Source organism: Kitasatospora sp. NPDC059646, assembly GCF_042734615.1.
In the GTDB taxonomy this organism is placed as follows: domain Bacteria; phylum Actinomycetota; class Actinomycetes; order Streptomycetales; family Streptomycetaceae; genus Kitasatospora.
Window position 1 is genome coordinate 53105 of sequence record NZ_JBHWDS010000028.1, and the last position, 24583, is coordinate 77687.

21 protein-coding genes are annotated in these 24583 nt (G+C 72.3%); 16 read left to right on the forward strand and 5 right to left on the reverse strand.

Annotated elements, in window-relative coordinates; all coding sequences use genetic code 11:
• Nucleotides 1-34: 34 nt before the first annotated feature.
• On the forward strand, nt 35-1075 hold the full coding sequence (locus ACFV1L_RS20765) for an EamA family transporter (protein WP_380367788.1): 1041 nt from the start codon (nt 35-37) through the stop codon (nt 1073-1075).
• 7 nt (nt 1076-1082) lie between these two features.
• On the opposite strand, the gene ACFV1L_RS20770 is transcribed toward ACFV1L_RS20765, so the two are convergent.
• Both ACFV1L_RS20770 and ACFV1L_RS20775 read right to left on the reverse strand, forming a co-directional pair.
• On the reverse strand, nt 1083-2981 hold the full coding sequence (locus ACFV1L_RS20770; RefSeq protein ID WP_380367851.1) for an ABC transporter ATP-binding protein: 1899 nt from the start codon (nt 2979-2981) through the stop codon (nt 1083-1085).
• 197 nt (nt 2982-3178) lie between these two features.
• Nucleotides 3179-4912, reverse strand: coding sequence for an ABC transporter ATP-binding protein (locus ACFV1L_RS20775; RefSeq protein WP_380367789.1), 1734 nt, complete (start codon nt 4910-4912; stop codon nt 3179-3181).
• Nucleotides 4913-5176: 264 nt separating this feature from the next.
• Between ACFV1L_RS20775 and ACFV1L_RS20780 the strand changes: the two genes are divergently transcribed.
• The 4 genes from ACFV1L_RS20780 (at nt 5177) to ACFV1L_RS20795 (ending at nt 9774) form a co-directional block, all read left to right on the forward strand.
• Nucleotides 5177-7078 (forward strand): AMP-dependent synthetase/ligase, encoded by a 1902-nt coding sequence (locus ACFV1L_RS20780; protein WP_380367791.1) that lies wholly within the window; start codon nt 5177-5179, stop codon nt 7076-7078.
• 59 nt (nt 7079-7137) lie between these two features.
• Entirely contained in the window at nt 7138-8367 is a 1230-nt protein-coding gene (gene hemW, locus ACFV1L_RS20785) for a radical SAM family heme chaperone HemW (RefSeq protein ID WP_380367793.1), read from the forward strand.
• Nucleotides 8368-8470: 103 nt separating this feature from the next.
• Nucleotides 8471-9118, forward strand: a complete 648-nt coding sequence (locus ACFV1L_RS20790) for an RNA polymerase sigma factor (RefSeq protein ID WP_380367795.1) — start codon at nt 8471-8473, stop codon at nt 9116-9118.
• Nucleotides 9115-9774 (forward strand): hypothetical protein, encoded by a 660-nt coding sequence (locus ACFV1L_RS20795; protein WP_380367797.1) that lies wholly within the window; start codon nt 9115-9117, stop codon nt 9772-9774. The genes ACFV1L_RS20790 and ACFV1L_RS20795 overlap by 4 nt, the downstream gene beginning before the upstream one ends.
• A 44-nt stretch (nt 9775-9818) precedes the next feature.
• On the opposite strand, the gene ACFV1L_RS20800 is transcribed toward ACFV1L_RS20795, so the two are convergent.
• The 3 genes from ACFV1L_RS20800 to htpX all read right to left on the reverse strand — a co-directional run bounded on the left by ACFV1L_RS20800 (nt 9819) and on the right by htpX (nt 12363).
• Entirely contained in the window at nt 9819-10652 is an 834-nt protein-coding gene (locus ACFV1L_RS20800) for a DUF3097 domain-containing protein (RefSeq protein WP_380367798.1), read from the reverse strand.
• A 100-nt stretch (nt 10653-10752) separates the two neighbouring features.
• On the reverse strand, nt 10753-11340 hold the full coding sequence (locus ACFV1L_RS20805; protein ID WP_380367800.1) for a hypothetical protein: 588 nt from the start codon (nt 11338-11340) through the stop codon (nt 10753-10755).
• Between the two features lie 99 nt (nt 11341-11439).
• A complete protein-coding gene (gene htpX / locus ACFV1L_RS20810) occupies nt 11440-12363 on the reverse strand; it encodes a zinc metalloprotease HtpX (protein ID WP_380367802.1) in 924 nt (307 codons plus the stop codon).
• A gap of 292 nt (nt 12364-12655) precedes the next feature.
• Here htpX and hrcA point away from each other — a divergent pair, with 292 nt between their 5' ends.
• The 11 genes from hrcA (at nt 12656) to ACFV1L_RS20865 (ending at nt 24496) form a co-directional block, all read left to right on the forward strand.
• Nucleotides 12656-13729, forward strand: a complete 1074-nt coding sequence (gene hrcA / locus ACFV1L_RS20815; RefSeq protein WP_380367804.1) for a heat-inducible transcriptional repressor HrcA — start codon at nt 12656-12658, stop codon at nt 13727-13729.
• Nucleotides 13730-13797: 68 nt separating this feature from the next.
• A complete protein-coding gene (dnaJ, locus tag ACFV1L_RS20820) occupies nt 13798-14937 on the forward strand; it encodes a molecular chaperone DnaJ (protein ID WP_380367806.1) in 1140 nt (379 codons plus the stop codon).
• Between the two features lie 90 nt (nt 14938-15027).
• On the forward strand, nt 15028-15771 hold the full coding sequence (locus tag ACFV1L_RS20825; protein ID WP_380367808.1) for a 16S rRNA (uracil(1498)-N(3))-methyltransferase: 744 nt from the start codon (nt 15028-15030) through the stop codon (nt 15769-15771).
• 96 nt (nt 15772-15867) lie between these two features.
• Complete coding sequence (locus tag ACFV1L_RS20830; RefSeq protein WP_380367810.1) at nt 15868-19071, forward strand: PDZ domain-containing protein; 3204 nt, start codon at nt 15868-15870, stop codon at nt 19069-19071.
• Between the two features lie 93 nt (nt 19072-19164).
• Complete coding sequence (locus ACFV1L_RS20835; protein ID WP_380367812.1) at nt 19165-19518, forward strand: histidine triad nucleotide-binding protein; 354 nt, start codon at nt 19165-19167, stop codon at nt 19516-19518.
• A gap of 3 nt (nt 19519-19521) precedes the next feature.
• Complete coding sequence (locus tag ACFV1L_RS20840; protein WP_380367814.1) at nt 19522-20439, forward strand: ribonuclease Z; 918 nt, start codon at nt 19522-19524, stop codon at nt 20437-20439.
• Between the two features lie 173 nt (nt 20440-20612).
• Entirely contained in the window at nt 20613-21716 is a 1104-nt protein-coding gene (locus ACFV1L_RS20845; RefSeq protein WP_380367815.1) for a PhoH family protein, read from the forward strand.
• A 14-nt stretch (nt 21717-21730) separates the two neighbouring features.
• Nucleotides 21731-22225, forward strand: coding sequence for an rRNA maturation RNase YbeY (gene ybeY, locus ACFV1L_RS20850; protein WP_073812273.1), 495 nt, complete (start codon nt 21731-21733; stop codon nt 22223-22225).
• 13 nt (nt 22226-22238) lie between these two features.
• The gene (locus tag ACFV1L_RS20855) at nt 22239-23567 is read left to right on the forward strand and encodes a hemolysin family protein (RefSeq protein WP_380367818.1); all 1329 of its coding nucleotides are present in this window, start codon (nt 22239-22241) and stop codon (nt 23565-23567) included.
• A 150-nt stretch (nt 23568-23717) separates the two neighbouring features.
• Nucleotides 23718-23960: a hypothetical protein gene (locus ACFV1L_RS20860; RefSeq protein ID WP_380367820.1), complete on the forward strand. Its 243-nt coding sequence runs from the start codon at nt 23718-23720 to the stop codon at nt 23958-23960.
• Nucleotides 23957-24496: a DUF4383 domain-containing protein gene (locus ACFV1L_RS20865; protein ID WP_380367822.1), complete on the forward strand. Its 540-nt coding sequence runs from the start codon at nt 23957-23959 to the stop codon at nt 24494-24496. Before ACFV1L_RS20860 ends, ACFV1L_RS20865 begins: the two co-directional genes overlap by 4 nt.
• Nucleotides 24497-24583 lie beyond the last annotated feature (87 nt).

The window sequence follows — 24583 nt, forward strand, 5'->3', positions numbered from 1 at the left end:
CGACAGCAAGTAGCTTGGCGCTAAGCTATCTGTCATGCGAACCGTAGCTCTCACCGCGCTCGCCCCGCTCGCGTGGGGCTCCACCTATGCCGTGACGACCGAACTGCTCCCCGCAGACCGGCCGTTGCTCACCGCGACCTTGCGCGCCCTGCCCGCCGGCCTGGTCCTGCTGGCCGTCACCCGACGGCTCCCCAGCGGCTCCTGGTGGTGGCGCTCGGCGGTCCTGGGCGCGCTCAACATCGGCGTCTTCTTCGCCCTGCTCTTCGTCGCCGCCTATCGCCTGCCCGGCGGTGTGGCCGCCGTCCTCGGTGCGATACAGCCGCTGCTGGCCGCCGGGCTGGCCGTGCCGCTGCTGGGGGAGCGGTTCGGGCGGCGCGCCCTGCTCGCGGGCACCGTCGGCGTGTTCGGCGTGGCCCTGGTGGTGCTGCGCGCCACCGCCCGGCTGGACGCCATAGGCGTGCTCGCCGGCCTCGCCGGGGCCGGGGCGATGGCCGCCGGCACGGTGCTCACCAAGCGCTGGGGCCGCCCGGAGGGCGTCGGCCCGCTGGCCCTGACGGGCTGGCAGCTTACGGCCGGCGGTCTGCTGCTGCTCCCGGTCGCCGCGCTGGTGGAAGGTGCCCCGCCGGCGCTCGACGGCGCCAACCTGCTGGGGTACGGCTACCTCGCGGTGGCCAACACGGCGCTGGCGTACTGGGTCTGGTTCCGCGGCATCGGGCGCCTGCCCGCCACCTCGGTCGCCTTCCTGGGCCTGCTCAGTCCGGTGTCGGCGGCGGTGATCGGCTGGGCCGCCCTCGGCCAGTCCCTCACCGCGCTGCAGCTGCTGGGCATGGCCCTCGCGCTCAGCTCCACCCTGCTCGGCCAGCGTCCGGCCCACCGCCCCGCCACCACCGTGGTCGCGACGTCCGCCGCCGCCCCGGCCACCGCGGGCAGGCCTGCCGTCGGCGGGGCCACCCCCGCAGCCGCCCTCGCGCTCGGTGCCACCGCGCCCCTCGCCCCGGCCGTGATACGCGAGGGGGAGGCCCGCAGTGCGAGCCTCCCCCTGGGCGTCGAGCCGGTCGGCCGGACGATGAGCTGACGCCGGGTCAGTCGACCTCGGCCACCGCCTGGGCGAACTGCGCCTGGTACAGCCGGGCGTAGGCGCCGTCCGCGGCGATCAGCTCGTCGTGGTTGCCCTGCTCCACGATCGAACCGTTCTCCATCACCAGGATGACGTCGGCGTCCCGGATGGTGGAGAGGCGGTGGGCGATCACGAAGCTGGTGCGGCCGGTGCGCAGTTCCGCCATCGCCCGCTGGATCAGCACCTCGGTGCGGGTGTCGACGGAGCTGGTCGCCTCGTCCAGCACCAGGATCGAGGGCTGGGCCAGGAAGGCCCGGGCGATGGTGATCAGCTGCTTCTCGCCCGCGCTGACGCCGGTGCCCTCGTCGTCCAGGACGGTGTCGTAGCCGTCGGGGAGGGTCCGCACGAAGCGGTCCACGTGCGCGGCCTTCGCCGCCTCGATCACCTGCTCGCGGGTGGCCGACTCGGCGCCGTAGGCGATGTTCTCGGCGATGGTCCCGCCGAACAGCCAGGTGTCCTGGAGCACCATGCCGATGCCGGAGCGCAGGTCCTCGCGGGACATCGCGGCGATGTCCACCCCGTCGAGGGTGATCCGGCCGCTGCTGACCTCGTAGAACCGCATGAGGAGGTTGACCATGGTGGTCTTGCCGGCACCGGTCGGGCCGACGATGGCCACGGTGTGGCCGGGCTCGACCTTCAACGACAGGCCCTCGATGAGCGGCTTGTCCAGCTCGTACCGGAACGAGACGTCCTCGAAGGCGACGCGGCCGTGGACCTCGGCGGGGCGCTCCGGCTGCTGCGGCTCGGGCGACTGCTCCTCGGCGTCGAGCAGTTCGAAGACCCGCTCGGCCGAGGCGACACCGGACTGCACCAGGTTCGCCATCGAGGCGACCTGGCTGAGCGGCTGGCTGAACTGACGGGAGTACTGGATGAACGCCTGCACGTCGCCGATGGACAGCGCGCCGCTGGCCACCCGCAGACCGCCGACCACCGCGACCAGCACGTAGTTGATGTTGCCGACCAGCATCATCGCGGGCTGGATGATGCCCGAGATGAACTGAGCCCGGAAGGAGGCTTCGTAGAGTGCCTGGTTCTCCCGCTGGAAGAGCTCCTTGGCCTCCTCCTGGCGGCCGAAGACCTTCACCAGGCTGTGGCCGGTGAACATCTCCTCGATGTGCGCATTGAGCTTGCCGGTGGAACCCCACTGCTTGATGAACTGGGGCTGGGCCCGCTTGCCGACCTTGGCCGCGACGACCACCGACACCGGGACGGAGATCAGCGCGATCAGGGCCAGCAGCGGGGAGATCCAGAACATCATCACCAGCACGCCGACGATGGTCAGCAGGGAGTTGACGACCTGTCCCATGGTCTGCTGCATCGACTGGTTGATGTTGTCGATGTCGTTGGTGACCCGGCTCAGCACCTCGCCGCGCGGCTGGCGGTCGAAGTAGCTGAGCGGCAGCCGGGCCAGCTTCGCCTCGGCCTCCTCGCGCAGCCGGAACACCGTGCGGTTGATCGCCAGTGCGGCCAGCCGGCCCTGGATCACACCGAACAGCACGGCGGCCAGGTAGATGCCCAGGACCCACAGCAGGACGGTGCCGATGGCGTCGAAGTCCATCCCCTGGCCGGGGGTGAAATCGATCGAGGCGAGCAGGTCGGCGATGTTGCCCTCGCCCCTGGCACGCAGACCGTCGAGCACGGCCTGCTTGCTCGGGGCACCGGCGAAGCGCGGTCCGGTGGCGCCGGCGACGATCAGGTCCGTCGCCTTGCCGAGCACCCGGGGGCCGGCCACCGCGCACCCGATGGAGAGCGCGCCGAGTCCGAGGACGGTGAACAGCAGCTTGCGTTCCGGCTTGAGCAGTCCGAGCAGGCGCTTCGCGGAGCCGCCGAGGTCCTTGGCCTTCTCGGCGCCCTGGGCGCCCATGAACCGGCCGGGGCCGGGACCGCCGCGGCGGGCGGCTGCCTCCTGCGAGGTGGAGGCCGTCCCCTGCTCCTCGCCGGCGTCCCCGGCGGAGGCCTTGGCGAGGTCGGGCTTGGCCTTGCCGGCCTTGGTCAGGACGGGCTCGGTGGCCTCGGCCGCGGCGGCCCGGGGCTCGGTCGCGTCGGGCTTGTCGGGGGTGGTCACGCCGCCTCCTGCTCGGTGAGCTGGGAGAGCACGATCTCCCGGTACGTCGGGTTGTCGGCCATCAGCTCCTGGTGGGTGCCGGTGCCGACGACGGCGCCCTCGTCGAGGACGATGATGCGGTCGGCGTCGCGGATGGTGGAGACGCGCTGGGCGACGATCACCACGGTCGCGTTCTGGGTCTCGGCGGCGAGCGCGGCACGCAGCCGGGCGTCGGTGGCGTAGTCGAGTGCCGAGAAGGAGTCGTCGAACAGGTAGATCTCGGGCCTGCGGACCAGGGCCCGGGCGATCGCCAGGCGCTGGCGCTGGCCGCCCGAGACGTTGGTGCCGCCCTGCGCTATCGGGGCGTCCAGGCCCTCGGGGAACTTCTCCACGAAGTCCTTGGCCTGGGCGATCTCCAGGGCGTGCCAGAGCTCCTCGTCGGTGGCGTCGGGCTTGCCGTAGCGCAGGTTGGAGGCGACGGTGCCGGAGAACAGGTACGGCTTCTGCGGGACGAGGCCGATGACCTCGGACAGCTTCTGCGGGTCGAGGTCCCGGACGTCCACGCCGTCGATGAGGACCTCGCCGCCGGTGGCGTCGAACAGCCGGGGGACGAGTCCCAGCAGGGTGGTCTTGCCGGAGCCGGTGGAGCCGATGACGGCGGTGGTCTCGCCGGGCCGGGCGGTCAGGTCGATGCCGCGCAGCACGGGCACCTCGGCACCGGGGTAGCGGAAGTCGACGCCGCGCAGCTCCAGCGTGCCGTGGGCGCGCAGCTCGGTGACGGGGGCGAGCGGCGGGACGACGCTGGAGGAGGTCCCCAGCACCTCCTGGATGCGCTCGGCGCAGACCTCGGCACGCGGCACCATCATGAACATGAAGGTGGCCATCATGACGCTCATCAGAATCTGCATCAGATAGGAGAGGAACGCGGTGAGCGCGCCGATCTGCATGCCGCCGCTGTCGATGCGGTGCGCGCCGAACCAGAACACGGCGACGCTGGAGATGTTCACCACGCCCATGACGACGGGGAACATCAGCGACATCAGCCGGCCGACCCGCAGCGAGTAGTCGGCGAGTTCGCCGTTTGCGCCGGTGAAGCGCTGCTTCTCGTGGTCGTCCTTGACGAAGGCGCGGATGACCCGGATGCCGGTGATCTGCTCGCGCATGATCCGGTTGACCGCGTCGATCCGGGTCTGCATGCCGCGGAACTGCGGCCGCATCTTGCCGACCAGCACGGTGACGACGGCCCCCAGCGCGGGTACCACGGCCAGCAGCAGACCGGACAGCGGCACGTCCTGGTTGAGCGCCATGACGATGCCGCCGACGCACATGATCGGCGCGGCGACCATCAGGGTGAAGGTCATCAGCGCCAGCATCTGGACCTGCTGGACGTCGTTGGTGGTGCGGGTGATCAGCGACGGCGCGCCGAACTGGTTGAGCTCGCGGGCGGAGAACTCCTGAACCCGGGAGAACACCCCGGCGCGGATGTCGCGGCCGACGGCCATCGCGGTGCGGGCGCCGAAGTACACCGCGCCGATCGAGCAGACGGCCTGGGCGAGCGAGACGCCGACCATCACGCCGCCGACCCGCAGGATGTATCCGGTGTCGCCCTTGAGGACGCCGCTGTCGATGATGTCGGCGTTCAGCGTCGGCAGGTACAGCATGCCGATGGTGGAGATCAGTTGGAGCAGCACCAGCACTGTGATGTCGCGGGAGTAGGGGCCGAGATGGGCCCTTAGGAGTCTGAAAAGCACCGTGACACTCTCGTCTTCGGAGGGGACGCGCGCATCCCAAATTCGGGTACTTGTGAAAAAGCTTCACCCGTGGACCGGGCCTGGACGGTGGGCCTGCACTGCCGCCCCGTGAGTGTGCCAGCTCACGTCACCCCCTTACGGAACGGCTTTTCACCCCCTAGGCTGCTGATTGCCCTCTTGTTACTCACCGGTTAAGTCGGTGGTCGGCCGCCCCCACGGCCGGCGCTCACCCACTCTCGGTCCACCCGCCCCCGGAGGTCCTCGTTGAGTTCCGCGCAGTCCATGATCGAGCGGCGTCCGCCCTCCGTCGCGCACCTTCTGCTCAGCAGGGTAAAGGCCACGCCGAACGGTGAGGCCTACCGGTACCCGGTCCCGGTGGACGAGCAGGCCGCGGACAGCGCGCCGGGCGCCGAGCAGTGGCGCTCGCTGACCTGGGCGCAGGCCAACGAGCGGATCCGGGCCGTCGCGGCCGGCCTGATGGCGCTGGGCATCCGGCCCGAGGACCGGGTCGCGATCGCCTCCGCCACCCGGATCGAGTGGATCCTCGCCGACCTCGGCAACATGTGCGCCGGCGCGGCCACCACCACCGTCTACCCGAGCACCAACGCCGACGAGACCGCGTTCATCCTGGCCAACTCCGGCAGCCGCGCGCTGTTCGCCGAGAACCAGGGCCAGTTGCGCAAGGCCGTCGAGCAGAAGGCCGAACTGCCGGACCTGGAGTACGTCATCCTGTTCGACGCGCCGGGCGGCGACGCACCGGAGGCCGACGGCCTGACCGTGCTGACCCTGGCCGAACTGGAGCAGCGCGGCACCGAGTACCTGGCCGAGAACCCGGACGCCGTCGACAAGGCGATCGACTCCCTGGACAAGGAGCAGCTGGCCACCCTGATCTACACCTCCGGCACCACCGGCCGCCCCAAGGGCGTGCGCCTGGTGCACGACTGCTGGTCGTACGAGGGCGTGGCGCAGGAGGAGAGCGGGCTGCTGCGCTCGGACGACGTGCAGTTCATGTGGCTGCCGCTGTCGCACGTGTTCGGCAAGACGCTGATCTCCGGTCAGATCGCCACCGGCCACGTGATGGCGGTGGACGGCCGGGTGGACCGGATCATCCACAACCTGCCGGTGATCCGGCCGACACTGATGGCGTCCGCGCCGCGGATCTTCGAGAAGGTCTACAACGGCATCGCCGGCAGGGCCCGGGCCGAGGGCGGCGCCAAGTACAAGATCTTCATGTGGGCGGCCAAGGTGGCCCGCGACTACGCGCAGACCATCCAGGCCAACAAGGTCGCGCACGGCCACGAGAGCGCCCCGCTGGGTCTGCGGCTGCAGCACGCACTGGCCGACAAGCTGGTGTACACCAAGATCCGGGCGGCGTTCGGCGGCCGGCTGCGCGGCGCGGTGTCCGGCAGCGCGGCGCTCGCCCCGGAGATCGGCTACTTCTTCAAGGGCGCGGGCGTCCCGGTGCTGGAGGGCTACGGCCTGACCGAGACCTCGGCCGGTTCCACCGTGAACCGGGCGGAGGACTTCCGGGTCGGCACGGTCGGCATCCCGCTGCCCGGCACCGAGGTCCGGATCGCCGAGGACGGCGAGATCCTGCTGCGCGGACCGGGCGTCATGCGCGGCTACCACGAGATGCCGGAGCAGACCGCCGAGGTGCTGGAGCCGGACGGCTGGTTCCACACCGGGGACATCGGCGAGCTCGGCGCAGGCGGCTACCTGCGGATCACCGACCGCAAGAAGGACATGTTCAAGACCTCCGGCGGCAAGTACGTCGCGCCGAGCGAGGTCGAGGGCAAGTTCAAGGCGATCTGCCCGTTCGTCAGCAACATCCTGGTGATCGGCAACGGCCGCAACTACTGCACCGCGCTGATCGGCCTGGACGAGACGGTGATCATGCCGTGGGCGGCCGAGCACGGCATGGCGGGCAAGTCGTACGCCGAGGTGGTCGCCGATCCGTCCACCGTGGAGCTGATCGACGGCTTCGTGAAGCGCCTCAACGGCGAGCTGCAGCGCTGGCAGACGATCAAGAAGTTCAGCCTGCTCCCGCGCGACCTGGACATCGAGCACGGCGAACTCACCCCCAGCCTGAAGATCAAGCGCCCGGTGGTGGAGCGGACCTACGCCGACCGGGTCTCCGAGATGTACGCGGGCACCAACGAGGCCTGAGCCCGCACCGTTCCGGTACGGCCTTCGGGGTTTCCCGGGCCGTACCGGACAATGGGCCCATGCCCTCCGCACTCCCCGACGGCGAACCGGTGCCGTCCGACGGCTCGCTGCCCGCCCACGCCCTGGACGGACTCGGCGCCCGGCCGTTCGGTTTCTACCTGCACGTGCCGTACTGCGCCAGTCGCTGCGGCTACTGCGACTTCAACACCTACACCGCCACCGAGCTGCGCTCCTCCGGCACGGTCGCCTCGCAGGAGACCTACGCCGACAACGTGATCGCCGAGATCCGGCTCGCCCGCCGGGTGCTGGGCGACACCGACCTGCCGGTGCGGACGGTGTTCCTCGGCGGCGGCACCCCCACCCTGCTGCCCGCCCGCGACCTGGTGCGGATGCTGGCCGCGCTGCGCGAGGAGTTCGGCCTCGCCGAGGACGCGGAGGTCACCACCGAGGCCAACCCGGAGTCGGTCGACCCGGCCTACCTCTCCGAGCTCCGCGAGGGCGGCTACAACCGGATCTCCTTCGGCATGCAGAGCGCCCGCCCGCACGTGCTGAAGATCCTGGACCGCCACCACACCCCGGGCCGCTCCGAGGCCTGCGTCGCCGAGGCCCGCGCGGCCGGCTTCGAACACGTCAACCTGGACCTGATCTACGGCACCCCCGGCGAGAGCGACCAGGACTGGCAGGCCTCGCTGGACGCCGCGATCGGCGCCCGCCCCGACCACGTCTCCGCGTACTCGCTGATCGTCGAGGACGGCACCCGGCTGGCCGCCCGGGTCCGCCGCGGCGAACTGCCGATGATCGACGACGACGTGCACGCCGACCGCTACCTGATGGCCGACCGGGCGCTCGCCGCCGCCGGCTACTCCTGGTACGAGGTCTCCAACTGGGCCACCACGCCCGAGGGCCGCTGCCGCCACAACGAGCTGTACTGGACGGGCGCCGACTGGTGGGGCGCCGGCCCGGGCGCGCACAGCCACGTCGGCGGGGTCCGCTGGTGGAACGCCAAGCACCCGGCCGCGTACGCGCAGGCGCTCGCCGAGGGCCGCACGCCCGCGCTCGGCCGCGAGGTGCTGGCCGGCGAGGACCGGCGGGTCGAACGGATCCTGCTGGAGCTCCGCCTGGTCGAAGGCTGCCCGCTCGACCTGCTCACCGACACCGGCCGCAAGGCCGCCGACCGGGCCCTCGCCGACGGCCTGCTGGAGCCCGGCCCGTACGCGGTCGGCCGGGCCGCGCTGACCCTGCGCGGCCGACTGCTGGCCGACGCGGTGGTCCGCGACCTGGTCGACTGAGCCGCTGAGCCACGATCGGGTGACCCCGGTGAAACGGTCCGAGGGGCTGCGGCCAAGTACTCGGTGAAGGGACCCGCCGGGTCCCCCGACCGAGGAGGGACGCATGCGCATCCGTGAGCAGCAACGCCACGAAGCGCGCCCCGAGGGCCGTCCGCCGGAGCTGACCACTCCGGACGGCTTCGGCGCGTTCTACCGCCAGCACGTCGACGCCATACTCGGCTTCGTCACCCGCCGAGTCAGCGACCCGCACCTGGCGGCCGATCTCACCGCCGACATCTTCGTGGCTGCGCTGGAGGCCGCCGGCAGCTACCGGCCCGAGCGCGGCAGCGCGACCGGCTGGCTGTACGGCATCGCCCGGTACGTCATCGCCGGGCACCGGCGCGGCGACCACCGCGAACGACGGGCGATCGGCCGGCTCTCCGGCCGCCGCCTGCTCGACGAGGAGGACATCCTCGCCCTGGAGGAGCGGATCGACGCCCAGCGCGCCGTCCGCGACCTCGCGCAGCAGCACGCGGGCCTCAGCGCTCCGCTGCGCGAGGTCCTCGACCTGGTCGTCATGGACGGCCTGACCACCGCCGAGACCGCGCAGGCGCTCGGGATCTCGCAGGCCACCGTCCGGGTGCGGATGCACCGTGCCAGGCGGCAGCTTGGTGCCGAACGCCGCCCCGCCCGCAAGGACCTGCCGAGGCCGGGCCCGTTGCTGCCCCGCCCCGCCGCCCCCGCCGACCCGATGATCGAGGTGACCTCGTGACCAGCCCAGACCGCACCCCGTCCACCAGCCACTTCGAGCAGCGGCTCGGCGAGGAGCTCGCCGCCCTCGCCGCCGAACGGGCCGGCGCCGCCACTGCCGCCCGCCGCGGCGTGCTGCGCCGCCGCCCGCTGCTCGCCGCCCTCGCGGTCGGCGCGGCCGCCGTCGCCACCGCGCTGGTGCTGCCGATGGCGCTCGGCGGCGAGCACGGCGGCAACGCCGCGTACGCCGTCACCCAGGAGTCCGACGGCACCATCGCACTGCAACTGCGCGACCCGGCCGCGCTGCCCGACCTCGTCGCCACCCTGCAGCGGTACGGGGTGCGGGCGACCGGGATCGAGGAGGCCCGGACGCCGGAGGAGTGCACCCTGCCGGAGCCGGTCGGTACCCGTGCCCAGTCCGACCGGGTCCGACCAGGCGACGGGCCGGGCACGGTGCGGATCGACCCGGCGCTCGTCCCACCCGGCTCGACGGTGCTGCTGACGGCGGGTCGGGTCGAGATCCCGGGCGGGGTGCTCAACAGCTTCCGGGCCGTGGTGGTGGAGAACGTTCCGGCGTGCGTGCCCGCCACCCGGGTCGTGCTGGGGCAGGTGGTCGACCCGTCCGCCGTGCCGAGTCCGACGCCGACCGTCCTGCCGTCCTCGGTGCCGACCGGCTGAGTCGCCGCGGCCGCGGGGCCTTCGACCGCAGCCCGCCCGGGCTGTCAGCCGCTGCCCGGCTGGGTGACGAAGTCGATCAACTCCTCGACGCGGCCCAGGAGTTCCGGCTCCAGATCCTTCCAGCCGTCGACCGAGGCGAGGATCCGCTTCCAGGCTGCGGGGGTGTCCACCGGCCAGCCGAGACGGCGGCAGACGCCTTCCTTCCACACCTCGCCGCGCGGCACCTCGGGCCAGGCGGCGAAGCCGAGCCCGGCCGGCTTGACGGCCTGCCAGATGTCGACGTACGGGTGGCCGACCACCAGTACGTGGTCGCCGGTCACCTGGGCGGCGATCCGGTGCTCCTTGGTGCCGGGCAGCAGGTGGTCGACCAGGACGCCCAGGCGGCGGCCCGGGCCGGGCGCGAACTCGGCGACGATCGCGGGCAGGTCGTCCACGCCCTCCAGGTACTCGACCACCACGCCCTCGATCCGCAGGTCGTCGCCCCAGACGCGCTCGACCAGTTCGGCGTCGTGCCGGCCCTCGACGTAGATCCGCGACTCGCGGGCCACCCGGGCGCGCGCCCCGGGCACCGCTATCGACCCCGACGCCGTCCGCCCGGGCCCGCGCTGCGGGGCGGGGCCGGTCGGACGGACCAGCGTCACCACCCGTCCGTCCAGCAGGAACCCGCGCGGCACCAGCGGGAACACCCGGTGCTTGCCGAACCGGTCCTCAAGAGTGACGGTGAAGCCCTCCGCAGTCCGCTCGCACCGCACCACCGCCCCGCAGAAGCCGGTCGCCGCCTCCTCCACCACCAAGTCCCGCTCCGCCGCCACCTCCGGCGCGGCCTGCTGCCGCTTCCACGGCGGGGTCAGATCCGGTCCGTACTCCCTGCTGCGCATCCCCGCAGTCTACGAAACCCGCCCGGAGGACAGCCGACACCACCTCAGCCGACACCACCTCAGCCGACACCACGTCAGCCGACACCACATCAGGCGGGTCTCAGTCCTCCAGGCCGGGGGCGCCCCAGACCGGGAACCAGCGGGACAGGTCGGACTCGATGCGCAGGTCGTTGCGGAGCAGGTTGGAGATCTCGATCTCCAGGGCGTTGTTCCGCTTCTCCTGGCCGGGCAGCTTGCACATCGGGTAGAAGGTGCCGCGCTTGTACAGGTACACCAGGCCCAGGGAGCGCCCCTCGGCGTCGCGGAAGGCGACGATCGAGCAGAGGAGCTGCGGGCCGAAGCCGTTGGCCTCCAGTTCGCTGTTGACCGCGTGCAGGTCGTTGACCAGGTCGGGCAGTTCGTCGGGGGTGTGCCGGGCGAGCAGCCAGGAGTAGCCGTAGTCGTCACGGGAGGCTTCCACGGGGATGCCGCCGCGTTCGGTGTCCGCGTCCAGCAGGGCCCGCACCTGCGACTGGACCTCGGCGAACGCCCCGCCCTCGACGGCGGCGAAGCACACCGAGCCGAGGCCGGTGGGGAGGAAACCGGTGGCCGCCTGCAGGGTGAGTGCCGCCGACGGGACGCCGAACAGCTGGTCGAGGTCCGGCTTCACCGGCTTGGTCCGGCCGAACAGGGCGTTCAGGAATCCCACGCGTCGAGCTCCTCTGATCAGCGGTCGGAAGGGGTTAGCGGTCGGAAGGGGTGAGGGACGGGGAACGGTCCAAAGGGAGAGGGGGCGCGGCCGGGCCGGTCAGCGGCCGAGCTCGGAGGAGATCTTCGCCAGCTGCGCCAGCCGCTGCTCCAGCGACGGGTGGGTGGAGAGCAGCTGCGCGGCGGTCTCCTTGGCGCTCAGCGCGGGTGCGAAGTAGAAGGCGTTGTACGGCTGGGCCTTGCGCAGGTCCTCGGTCGGGATGGCGGCGATCTGTCCGGTCACCTTGGTCAGTGCGGACGCCAGCGCGCTGGGCCGGCCGGTCAGCTGGGCGGCGGCCCGGTCGGCGGCGAGTTCGCGGTAGCGGGACAGCAGCCGGGTGAGCAGGAAGCTGAGCGCGTACACCACCATCGAGGCCAGCGGGACGATGATCATCGCGATGGCCGCGTTGGGGTCGTTGTTGTTCCGGTTGCCGCCGCCCATCATTCCGCCGTACAGCGCGATCCGGGTCATCGCGCCGGCCAGCACGCCGAGGAAGCCGGCCACCGTCATCACCGCGACGTCGCGGTGCGCGACGTGCGAGAGCTCGTGGGCGAGGACGCCCTCCAGCTCCTCCGGCTCCAGGCGTCGCAGCAGGCCGGTGGTCACGCAGACCACCGCGTTCTCCGGGTTGCGGCCGGTGGCGAAGGCGTTCGGCATGTCGTTGTCGGCGACGGCGACCCGCGGCTTGGGCATGTCGGCGAGCGCGCACAGCCGGTCCACCGCGCCGTGCAGCTGCGGGAACTGCTCGGGGGTGACCGGGTGGGCGCCCATCGCCCGTTCGGTGATCTTGTCGGAGAACCAGAACTGCGCCACGAACAGTCCGCCGGAGATCAGCACCACCAGCGGCCAGGCGCCGCGCAGCAGCACGATCAGCAGCCCCGTGAAGCCCACGTAGAGCAGGCCGATCAAGAACATGGTGGTGACCATCCGACCGGTCAGGCCGCGGTCGGGGGTGAACCGGGAGTGCTGCCGTGATGCCGACATCGCTGCTCCTCCTTCGCCTCGCTCGCCTTCGATGCTGCCACCGGCGGGGCCCGCGGGCACCATCCGAAACGGTGGGAATTCGGTGGGAATGCGGTCGTTCGGTGGGAATGCGGGCGTGTCGGCGGCGGCCCGCCGACCGGGGAGGCAATCGGTCGAGGATCACGTGGGAGGACCGTTCCTGCCGTCAGGCCCGGGCCGTACACTGGCAGGTACGGTTCTGGCACTCTGCCCAGTTGAGTGCCAGAGTGGACCGACCACCGGTTCAACGGACGACGACGGAGGTGCGTGCCCCATGCCGGACGACGGCAAGCCCGACGGGCGTCTGATCGATTCGCGCCAGTCCGTGCGTCCGTTGGACGAGCGGCGGCTTGCGGTGCTCCGCGCGATCGTGCAGGACTACGTGGGCACCGAGGAGCCGGTCGGCTCCAAGGCCCTGGTGGAGCGCCACAACCTGGGCGTCTCCCCGGCCACGGTGCGCAACGACATGGCCGCGCTGGAGGAGGACGGGTTCATCCACCAGCCGCACACCAGTGCCGGCCGGATCCCGACCGACAAGGGCTACCGGCTGTTCGTCGACCGGCTCGCCGAGGTGAAGCCGATGACGGCTCCGGAGCGCCGGGCGATCCGGCACTTCCTGGAGGGCGCGGTCGACCTGGACGACGTGGTGGCGCGCACGGTGCGGCTGCTGGCGCAGCTGACCCGGCAGGTCGCGGTGGTCCAGTACCCGTCGCTGAGCCGTTCCACGGTGCGGCACATCGAACTGGTGTCGCTCACCCCGACCAAGCTGATGCTGGTGCTGATCACCAACACCGGCCGGGTCGAGCAGCGGATGGTGGACTGCCCCGGCCCGGTCGGCGAAGCCCTGCTGGCGGACCTGCGGGCCAAGCTGAACGGCATGGCGGGCGGCTGCCGGCTGCCCGAGGTGCCGACGGTCCTGGAGGACCTGCCGTCCGGTTTCGAGCCGGGCGACCGGTCCACCGTCAGCACCGTGCTGACGGTGCTGTTCGAAACCCTCGCCGAACAGAACGAGGAGCGGATCATGCTGGCGGGAACCGCCAACCTGACCCGCTTCGGTCACGACTTCCCGCTGACCATCCGTCCGGTGCTGGAGGCACTGGAGGAGCAGGTGGTGCTGCTGCGCCTGCTGGGTGAGACCGCGGACTCGGCGATGACGGTCCGGATCGGTCACGAGATCGCCTACGAGGGCCTGAATTCCACGTCGGTGGTCTCCGTCGGTTACGGTTCGGGCGACCAGAGCGTGGCAAAGCTGGGTGTGATCGGTCCGACCCGGATGGATTACCCGGGCACAATGGGGGCGGTGCGAGCGGTGGCACGGTACGTCGGCCAGATCCTGGCCGAGTCATAGCAAGGCTGCGTGAAACCTCACGCAGCCCTCGCAAGCACTTCTAGAGGCGGAACAAACCGGAGCATTTGGTGGCCACGGACTACTACGCGGTACTCGGCGTCCGACGCGACGCGGGGCAGGACGAGATCAAGAAGGCGTTTCGGCGCCTCGCCCGTGAACTGCACCCGGACGTCAACCCGGACCCGAAGACGCAGGAGCGGTTCAAGGAGATCAACGCCGCCTACGAGGTGCTCTCCGATCCGCAGAAGCGCCAGGTCTACGACCTCGGCGGCGACCCGCTGTCGCCGAACGGCGGCGGTGCGGGCGGCTTCGGCGCCGGTGCGGCCGGGTTCGGCTTCTCCGACATCATGGACGCCTTCTTCGGCGCCGCGACCGGCCAGCGCGGCCCGCGTTCGCGCACCCGCCGCGGCCAGGACGCGATGATCCGGCTGGAGATCACCCTGGAGGAGGCCGCGTTCGGCACCACCAAGGAACTCCAGGTCGACACCGCCGTCACCTGCACCACCTGCAGCGGCGAGGGCGCCGCGCCCGGCACCTCGGCGCAGACCTGTGACATGTGCCGCGGCAAGGGCGAGGTCTCCCAGGTCACCCGGTCCTTCCTGGGTCAGGTCATGACCTCCCGCCCCTGCCCGCAGTGCCAGGGCTTCGGCACCGTCGTCCCGACCCCGTGCCCGGAGTGCGCGGGCGACGGCCGGGTCCGGGCCCGCCGCACCCTGACCGTGAAGATTCCCGCCGGTGTCGACAACGGCACCCGGATCCAGCTGGCCGGCGAGGGCGAGGTCGGTCCCGGCGGCGGTCCCGCCGGCGACCTCTACGTCGAGATCGCCGAGACCAGCCACGCCGTCTTCCAGCGCCGCGGCGACGACCTGCACTGCACGGTCACCATCCCGATGACGGCCGCCGCGCTCGGCACCCAGGTGCCGCTGCAGACCCTGGACGGCCTGGAGGAGGTCGACATCCGGCCCGGCACCCAGTCCGGCCAGTCGATCCCGCTGCACGGCCGCGGCATCACCCACCTGCGCGGCGGCGGCCGGGGCGACCTGATAGTGCACGTCGAGGTGCAGACGCCCACCAAGCTCGACCCGGAGCAGGAGGAACTGCTGCGGCGGCTCGCCATGATCCGCGGCGAGGAGCGTCCGTCCGGCCAGTTCGCACCCGGCCAGCAGGGCCTGTTCTCCCGGCTGAAGGACGCCTTCAACGGCCGGTGAGTCCCCGTGTCCCTCCGGGCCGGGAGCGGTTCTCCACCGCTCCCGGCCCGGGCTTTTTGTTGCCAGCTCCGTGAAAGGGTTCCTGTTCCGATGACCGCACCGGTGTTCGTCGTCGACGACCTGGCGGGTGCCGCGCCCGGCGCCACCGTCCGCCTGGACGGCCCCGAGGGGCGGCACGCCGTCGCCGTGAAGCGCCTGGAGCCGGGCGAGGCCGTGACCCTCGCCGACGGCCGCGGCCGCGGCGCGGACGGCTCCGTCGCCGCGGTGCACGGCAAGGACGCGCTGGACGTGCTGGTGGCCGCTGTCCGGGAGGAGGCCGCGCCCGCGCCGCGGATCACCGTCGTCCAGGCGCTGCCCAAGGGCGACCGCGGTGAACTCGCCGTCGAGACGATGACCGAGGCCGGCATCGACGCGGTCGTGCCGTGGGCGGCGTCCCGGTGCATCACCCAGTGGAAGGGCGAGCGCGGCGCGAAGGCGCTCGCCAAGTGGCGGGCGACGGCCCGCGAGGCCGGCAAGCAGGCCCGGCGGCTGCGGTTCCCCGAGGTGCACGAGCTGATGACGACGCGTCAGCTGCTGCCGCTGCTCTCCGCCGCCTCGTTCGCGGCCGTGCTGCACGAGGAGGGTTCGCTGCCGCTGGCCACCGCGGAACTGCCGGGCAGTGGCGACATCGTGCTGGTCGTCGGGCCGGAGGGCGGGGTCTCGCCGGAGGAGATCGCCGCGTTCGCGGAGGCCGGGGCGAAGCCGTACCGGCTCGGGCCGTCCGTCCTGCGCACCTCCACGGCGGGCGTCGCGGCGGGATCGCTGCTGCTGGGTCGCACGGGACGCTGGGGTTAGGGGCGGTACCCGGCGCGGCTTCCCGGCCGGGCGGGGTTGCCCGCGCCCCGGCAGATTTCCCCTCCGCCCGCGCGGCACCCGTTCTAGGGTGGCCGGGTGACCGATTCTTCGCGTGGCTACCTGCGCCACCCCCACCTGCACGGCGACGTGGTCGCTTTCGTTGCCGAGGACGATCTCTGGCTGGCCCCCGTCGAGGGCGGTCGGGCCTGGCGGTTGACGGCGGATCAGGTGCCGGTCGGCGCCGTGCGGTTCTCGCCGGACGGGCGGACGCTGGCGTGGACGTCCGGGCGGGACGGGGCGCCGGAGGTGCACGTCGTGCCGGTGGCGGGCGGCCAGGCGCGGCGGCTGACGTACTGGGGGAGCCCGTACACGGCGGTGGTGGGGTGGACCGGTGACGGCCGGCCGATCGCGATCAGCACCGCGGGGCAGGAGACGATCCGCCGGACGTGGGCGTTCGCGGTGCCGCTGGACGGCGGTGAGCCGGAGCGGCTGCCGTACGGGCCGATCGGGGCGCTGGCGTTCGAGCCGGTGCCGGAGGGGGCGGCCGGCGGCCGGGTGCTGCTGGGGACGCACAACCGGGAGGCCGCGCACTGGAAGCGGTACCGGGGCGGCCGGGCCGGGAAGCTGTGGATCGGGGCGGCGGAGTTCGAGCGGCTGCACGCCGGGCTGGACGGCCAGTTGGAGTGCCCGATGTGGGTGGGCGACCGGGTGGCGTTCCTGTCCGACCACGAGGGGGTCGGCCGGCTGTACTCCAGCCTCCCGGACGGCACCGACCTGCGGGCGCACGGCCCGGCGGACACCGGGTTCTACGCCCGGCAGGCGTCCACCGACGGCACCCGGGTGATCTGGCAGAGCGCGGGCGACCTGTGGCTGCTGGACGACCTGGACGGCGCTCGGCCGCGCCGGCTGGACATCGACCTGGCCGGTCCGCGCAGCAGCCGCCGGCCGCACCCGACCCGCGCCGACGGGCAGGTCGAGAGCGTGGCCGTCGACCGGACCGGCCGGGCCGCGGCCGTCGTGGTGCGCGGCACCGTGCACTGGGTGACCCACCGGGAGGGACCGTCCCGGGTGCTGGACGAGACGCCGGGGGTGCGCGGCCGGCTGGCCCGGGTGGTGCCCGGCGAGGACGGCGCGCAGGGTGCGGTGTGGGTGACGGACGCGGACGGCGACGACGCGATCGAGTACGCGCCGGCGGTGCTCGGCGCGGAGCGCCGGCGGCTGGCGGCCGGGCAGCTCGGCCGGGTGCTGGCGCTGACCGTCTCGCCGGACGGCCGGCAGCTCGCGGTGGCCTCGCACGACGGCCGGCTGCTGCTGGTGGCGCTCAGCGACGGCGCCGTGCACGAGTTGGCGCGCAGCGGCGACGGCGAGGTCAGCGGGCTGGTGTTCAGCCCGGACTCGGGCTGGCTGGCCTGGTCGCAGCCGGTGCTCGGCCCGTGGTCGCTGCGCCAGATCATGCTGGCCGACCTGACCTCACGGACCGTCAGCGAGGCCACCCCGCAGCGGTTCCACGACTACTCGCCGGCGTTCACCTCGGACGGCAAGCACCTGGCCTTCCTGTCGGTGCGCACCTTCGACCCGGTGTACGACCAGCACGTGTTCGACCTGTCGTTCCCGGGCGGCACCCGCCCGTTCCTGCTGACGCTGGCAGCCGACACGCCGTCGCCGTTCGGGCCGCAGCGGGCCGGCCGGCCGGTCGGCGGGGAGGACGACGAGGCGAAGGACGGCGACAAGAGCGAGTCCGCGGTGCCCACCACCCGGGTCGACCTGGAGGGGCTGGCCGACCGGATCGTGCCGTTCCCGGTGCGGGCCGGGCAGTTCGGGGCGCTGCGCGCCGCGAAGGACGGCGTGCTGTGGAGCCGGGTGCCGCTCAGCGGTGAACTCGGCGACAGCGCCGCCTCGTTGGACGACGACCCGGCCGGCACCGTGCTGGAGCGCTACGACCTGAAGAAGCGCCGGGTGGAGGAACTGCTCACCGGTGTCGACACGTTCGCGGTCTCCGGCGACGGCGCCCGGCTGGCGGTGCTGGAGGACGGCAGCGTCCGGATCGTGCCCGCCGACCAGAAGGCCGACGACGACGAGGACTCCGCCGTCGACCTGGACCGGATCCGGGTGACCGTCGACCCGACCGCCGAGTGGCGGCAGATGTTCGACGAGAACGGCCGGCTGATGCGCGACAACTTCTGGCGCGCGGACCTCGGCGGCGTCGACTGGGCGGGCGTGCTGGAGCGCTACCGGCCGCTGGTCGACCGGGCCGGCTGCCACTCCGACCTGGTGGACCTGCTGTGGGAGACGGTCGGCGAACTCGGCACCTCGCACGCCTACGTGGTGCCGCCCGGCCGGGGCACCGAGGCGGCCCGCCGGCAGGGCCTGCTCGGCGCGGACCTGGTCCGCGACGGCGAGGTGTGGCGGGTGGCGCGGGTGGTGCCCGGCGAGTCCTCCGACCCGCGGGCCCGCTCCCCGCTGGCCGCGCCCGGCGTGGCGATCCGCCCGGGCGACGCGATCCTCGCGGTCAACGGCCGCCCGGTCGACCCGGTGACCGGCCCCGCCCCGCTGCTGGCCGGCACCGCCGACCACCCGGTCGAGCTGACCGTCAGCGGGAAGGACGGCGGCGAACGCCACCCCGTGGTGGTGCCGCTGGACGACGAGGAGGCGCTGCGCTACCACGACTGGGTGGCCGGCCGGCGGGCCGCCGTCCGCGAACTGTCCGGCGGCCGGCTCGGCTACCTGCACGTGCCGGACATGCAGAGCCTCGGCTGGGCGCAGCTCCACCGCGACCTGCGGATCGAGATGGCCCGCGACGGCGTGGTGGTCGACCTGCGGGAGAACCGCGGCGGCCACACCTCGCAGCTGGTCGTGGAGAAGCTGGCCCGCCGGATCGTCGGCTGGAACCGCGCCCGGGACCTGGACCGCGCCGAGCCCTACCCGGCGGACGCCCCGCGCGGCCCGGTGGTGGCGCTGGCCAACGAGTTCTCCGGCTCCGACGGCGACATCGTCAACGCCGCGATCCAGGCGCTCGGCATCGGCCCGGTGGTCGGCACCCGCACCTGGGGCGGCGTGATCGGCATCGACAACAAGTACGACCTGGTGGACGGGACGGTCGTCACCCAGCCCAAGTACTCCAGTTGGCTGGAGGGCTACGGCTGGGGCCTGGAGAACGGCGGCGTCACGCCGGACGTCGAGGTGCCGGTCGCCCCGCACGACTGGGCGGCGGGCCGCGACCCGCAGCTGGAGACGGCCGTCCGGATCGCCCTGGAGTCGCTGGAGCGGACGCCGGTCAGGACGGCGCCGCCGATCGACTGACGGCCGGAGGGGGCGCGGGTCCGCCGTGGCCCGTGCCCCCTCCCCTGTAAGGTCGTCGTCACCAGTGACGGGTGTTCAGAAGGAGTGCGGGAGATGGCCGGCGAGCCGCAGGCGGACTGTGTGTTCTGCAAGATCGTGTCGGGGGACATCCCCGCGACGGTGGTGCGCAAGAGCGCGCGGACGCTGACCTTCCGGGACATCAACCCGCAGGCGCCCACGCACCTGCTGACCATCCCGCACGTGCACTACCCCAACGCCGCCGAACTGGCCGTCGCCGAGCCGGAGATCGCCGCGGAGCTGCTCGCCGAGGCGGGCGGGGCGGCGAAGGGCGAGGGCCTGGAGTCGTACCGGCTGATCTTCAACACCGGCGCGGACTCCGGTCAGACGGTGTTCCACGCGCACGTGCACGTGCTGGGCGGGCGCAAGCTCACCGAGGGACTGGTCTGACCGTTGTCGCAGCGTGAACTCGTCGTCCTCGGCACGGCCAGCCAGGTGCCGACCCGGCACCGGAACCACAACGGGTACCTGCTGCGCTGGGACGGCGAGGGGCTGCTGTTCGACCCGGGGGAGGGCACCCAGCGGCAGATGCTGCAGGCCGGCGTGACCGCCACCGGGATCACCCGGATCGCGGTGTCGCACTTCCACGGCGACCACTGCCTGGGCCTGCCGGGCGTGGTGCAGCGGATCAACCTGGACCGGGTCCCGCACCCGGTGGACGCCTACTACCCGGCGTCCGGGCAGGTGTTCTTCGACCGGCTGCGGCACGCCAGCGTGTACCACGCCACCGCCGAACTGCGGGAGCGCCCGGTCTCCGCGCCCGGCCCGCTGGAGGCGCCCGGCGCGCCGTTCGAACTGTCGGCGGTCCGGCTGTCGCACCCGGTGGAGTCGTTCGGCTACCGGCTGACCGAGCCGGACGGCGTCCGGCTGCGCCCGGAGCGGCTGCGCGAACTCGGGGTCCGCGGCCCGGCGGTGGGCCGGCTGCAGCGCGAGGGCCGGGTCGAGGTGGACGGGCGGACGGTGCTGCTCGCCGAGGTCGCCGAGGCCCGGCCGGGGCAGCGGTTCGCCTTCGTGATGGACACCCGGCTCTGCGACGGGGTCGCCGAACTCGCCGAGGGCGCCGACCTGCTGGCGATCGAGGCGACCTTCCTCGAAGCGGACGCGGCACTCGCCGAGGAGCACGGGCACCTGACCGCCGCGCAGGCCGCCCGGGTGGCCGCCGAGGCGGGCGTCCGCCGGCTGGTGCTGACGCACTTCTCGCAGCGCTACCCGGACCTGCAGGCGCACCGCGCGGAGGCCGAGAAGCACTTCGACGGCGAGGTCGTGATCGCCGAGGACCTGGCCAGGATCCCCGTCCCGCCCCGCCGTTGAGCGCCGAGGGGCGCGCGGCGCCGGAAAACCGCTCGCACATCGGGGCGAAAGCCCCCACCATCGAAGCCGCCGCGCCGCTCCGGCGAACATCTGCGCGGCGTACCCTGGTGGCCTGGAGAGCCCTGGCCACACGACACGACGGATGGGGATGAGGCAGGCCGTAGCGCCGACCCATGAGTGACACACCGCAGACCCGAACCGACGGACAGCGGCGCCCCGACGCGGCGGCCGCCAGCACCCGGATCGTCATTCCGGAGAAGCACCCGATGGTCACCCTGCTGGGTGCGGCCGACTCGCTCCTGCGAGTGATCGAGAACGGCTTCCCGGACGCCGACATCCACGTCCGCGGAAACGAGGTGACGGCCACCGGCTCTCCGGCCGAGGTCGCGCTCGTCAAGCAGCTCTTCACCGAGATGATGCTGGTGCTGCGCACCGGCCAGCCACTGACGGAGGACGCCGTGGAGCGCTCCATCACCATGCTCAGGAGCGCCGCCGAGAACCCGGGCCACCCGGCCCCGTCCGAGGTGTTCACGGCGAACATCCTGTCCAACCGGGGCCGCACCATCCGCCCCAAGACGCTCAACCAGCAGCGCTACGTCGACGCGATCGACAAGCACACCATCGTCTTCGGCCTCGGCCCGGCCGGCACCGGCAAGACCTACCTGGCGATGGCCAAGGCCGTGCAGGCGCTGCAGGCCAAGGAGGTCAACCGGATCATCCTGACCCGGCCGGCCGTCGAGGCGGGCGAGCGGCTGGGCTTCCTGCCCGGCACCCTCTACGAGAAGATCGACCCCTACCTGCGGCCGCTGTACGACGCGCTGCACGACATGATGGACCCGGACTCGATCCCGCGGCTGATGGCCGCCGGCACGATCGAGGTGGCTCCCCTGGCGTACATGCGCGGCCGCACCCTGAACGACGCGTTCATCATCCTCGACGAGGCGCAGAACACCTCGCCCGAGCAGATGAAGATGTTCCTCACCCGCCTCGGTTTCAACTCCCGGGTGGTGGTCACCGGCGACACCAGCCAGATCGACCTGCCCGGCGGCACCCGGAGCGGTCTGAAGGTGGTCCAGGAGATCCTGGCCGACGTGCCCGACATCCACTTCTCGGTGCTGACCAGCACCGACGTGGTCCGGCACAAGCTGGTCGGCCGCATCGTGGACGCGTACGAACGCTGGGACGCCCGGCAGGAGGCCGAGGAGTCCGGCGACCGCAAACCCGTCCAACGGCGGGGCGCCCGGGCGCCCCGGCAGTCCCATCGCACCGAAAGCTGAGTACTGAGCCCTCCATGTCGATCGACATCGCCAACGAGTCCGGGTGGGACGTCGACGAGGAGTCCATCCTCGACGTCGCCCGCTACGCCCTCGACAAGATGCGGATTCACCCGCAGTCCGAGCTCTCCGTGATCCTCTACGACAGCGAGTCGATGGCGGAGCTGCACGTCCAGTGGATGGACCTGCCCGGTCCGACCGACGTGATGTCCTTCCCGATGGACGAGCTGCGTCCGGGCAAGGAGGGCGAGGACCTGCCGGAGGGCCTGCTCGGCGACATCGTGCTGTGCCCCGAGGTGGCCGAGCAGCAGGGCCTGGCCGCCCCGACCAAGCACTCCATGGACGAGGAACTGCAGCTGCTCACCGTCCACGGCGTGCTGCACGTGCTCGGCTACGACCACGAGGAGCCCGACGAGGAGCGCGAGATGTTCGCGCTGCAGAAGCGGATCCTGGACGACTGGCGGGCCGGCCGCGGGCTGACCGGGCTGTCGCCCGCCCCGACCGTCCACTGAGGGCCGGCCGTCTGTGAGTGGTGAGAGTACGAGCTTCCTGATCGGGGCCCTGCTGCTGGTGGCGCTCGGCTGGCTGGCCGCGTGCGCCGAGGCGGGGATCTCCCGGATGTCCCGGTTCCGCGCCGAGGAGGCGGTCCGGTCCGGACGCCGCGGTTCGGACCGGCTGCTGACGCTGGCCTCCGACAACATCCGCTACCTGAACCTGGCGACGCTGATCCGGGTGGCCAGCGAGGTGGCCGCCGCGGTGCTGGTCACCGTGGTGTGCGTGCGCAGCTTCGAGCAGACCTGGCTGGCCGTGCTGGTGGCGTTCGGCGTGATGGTGCTGGTGTCGTTCGTGGCGGTCGGGGTCTCCCCGCGCACGATCGGCCGCCAGCACCCGCTGAGCACCGTCACCGCGGCGTCCTACGTGCTGTTGCCGCTGGCCCGGATCCTCGGGCCGATCCCGCGGCTGCTGATCCTGCTCGGCAACGCGCTGACGCCCGGCAAGGGCTACCGGGAGGGCCCGTTCGCCTCCGAGGCCGAGCTGCGCGCACTGGTCGACCTCGCCGAGAAGGACGACCTGATCGAGGACGAGGAGCGCCGGATGGTGCACTCGGTCTTCGAGCTGGGCGACACCATCGTGCGCGAGGTGATGGTGCCGCGCACCGACCTGGTGATGATCGAGCGCCACAAGACGGTCCGTCAGACGCTCACCCTGGCGCTGCGGTCGGGCTTCTCGCGGATCCCGGTGGTCGGCGACAACGAGGACGACGTGGTCGGCATCGTCTACCTCAAGGACCTGGTGCGGCGCACCCACATCAACCGGGACGCCGAGTCGGAGCAGGTGGACTCGGTGATGCGCCCGGCGGTGTTCGTCCCCGACTCGAAGCCGGCCGCGGACCTGCTGCGCGAGATGCAGCAGATGCGCTCGCACGTGGCGATCGTGATCGACGAGTACGGCGGCACCGCCGGCCTGGTCACCATCGAGGACATCCTGGAGGAGATCGTCGGCGAGATCACCGACGAGTACGACCGGGAGATCGCCCCGGTCGAGGACCTCGGCGACGGCAGCTACCGGATCACCGCCCGGCTCACCGTGGAGGACCTCGGCGAGCTGTTCGGCATCGAGCTGGACGACGAGGACGTGGAGACCGTCGGCGGCCTGCTCGCCAAGTGCCTGGGCCGGGTGCCGATCCCCGGCTCGTCCTGCGAGGTGCCGGTGCCGGAGGGCAGCGGGCTGGCCGCGATCAGGCTGACCGCGGAGAGCTCCGCGGGCCGCCGCAACCGGATCGGCACCGTGGTGGCCGCCCCGGTCCGGATCGAGGAGCACGCCGAGGAACACGCGGAGGAGCACGCCCCGTAGCACCGGCCGCAGTCCCCGCCCGGAACGCACCGTGGCCGTCCGGGCACGCAGCGGGCCCTGGACGGGCCGTCCCAACCGGCTCGCCGGACCGGACGGTTCGGCCCAGGGCCCGTTTGCCTGACCGCCCGGAGCGCGCCGACCATGGGAGACATGGCACATCTACTGCGCGCGGAATACGGCCCCACCGGGCCGGCCGGCGGGGTGGCCAGGTGGCATGTGGTCCGTGACACCGACCCTTCGCACGGCATGTGCGGCGCCGAGATCGCCTCGGACGCCGAGAGCAAGCCGGAGGAGGCCTGGGGCACCGGGCTGCACTGCTGCCAGCAGTGCGGGTCGCTGTACCTGCACGAGGTGCCGTTCCTCCGGAACGACCATGCGGGGAGGACCCGATGAGACTCCACGACGAACTGCCGGTCGACCACCGGCTCGGCACCGTGTACCGCGTCGGCGCCGGCCTGGGCGGAGTGTTCCTGGTGGTCTTCGGCATCCTCGGGCTGACCGGGACCAGCCCCGGCTTCCTGGACACCTCCGGCAAGGAGGTGCTGGGCCTGTCCAGCAACGGCGCGCTGAGCGTGCTGTCGCTGGTGGCCGGCGGAATCCTGATCCTGGGCGCGGTGATCGGCGGGAACATCGCCTCCGACATCAACATGATCATGGGCGTGCTGTTCGTGCTGGCCGGCTTCGTCGGCCTGATGGTGCTGGACTCCAGCGCGAACCGGCTGGCCTTCCACATCTCCAACGTCGTCTTCAGCTTCGCCTTCGGCTTCGTGATCCTGACCTTCGGCATGTACGGCAGGGTCAGCAGCCACCTGCCGCAGGACAACCCCTACTGGAAGCGCCGCCACGAGCACGAGGCCGAGCACCCCAACGGCCCGCCCGCGCTGGTGAAGGTGCTGCGCCCCGGCCCGCCGAATCCCACCGGACACTGATCGTCCACCCGTCGTAGAGTGGGGGCGCACACGGCCTGACGGATCATCAGATCCGTCGGGCCTCGGTCTGTTCGGAGGGGGAGAGAC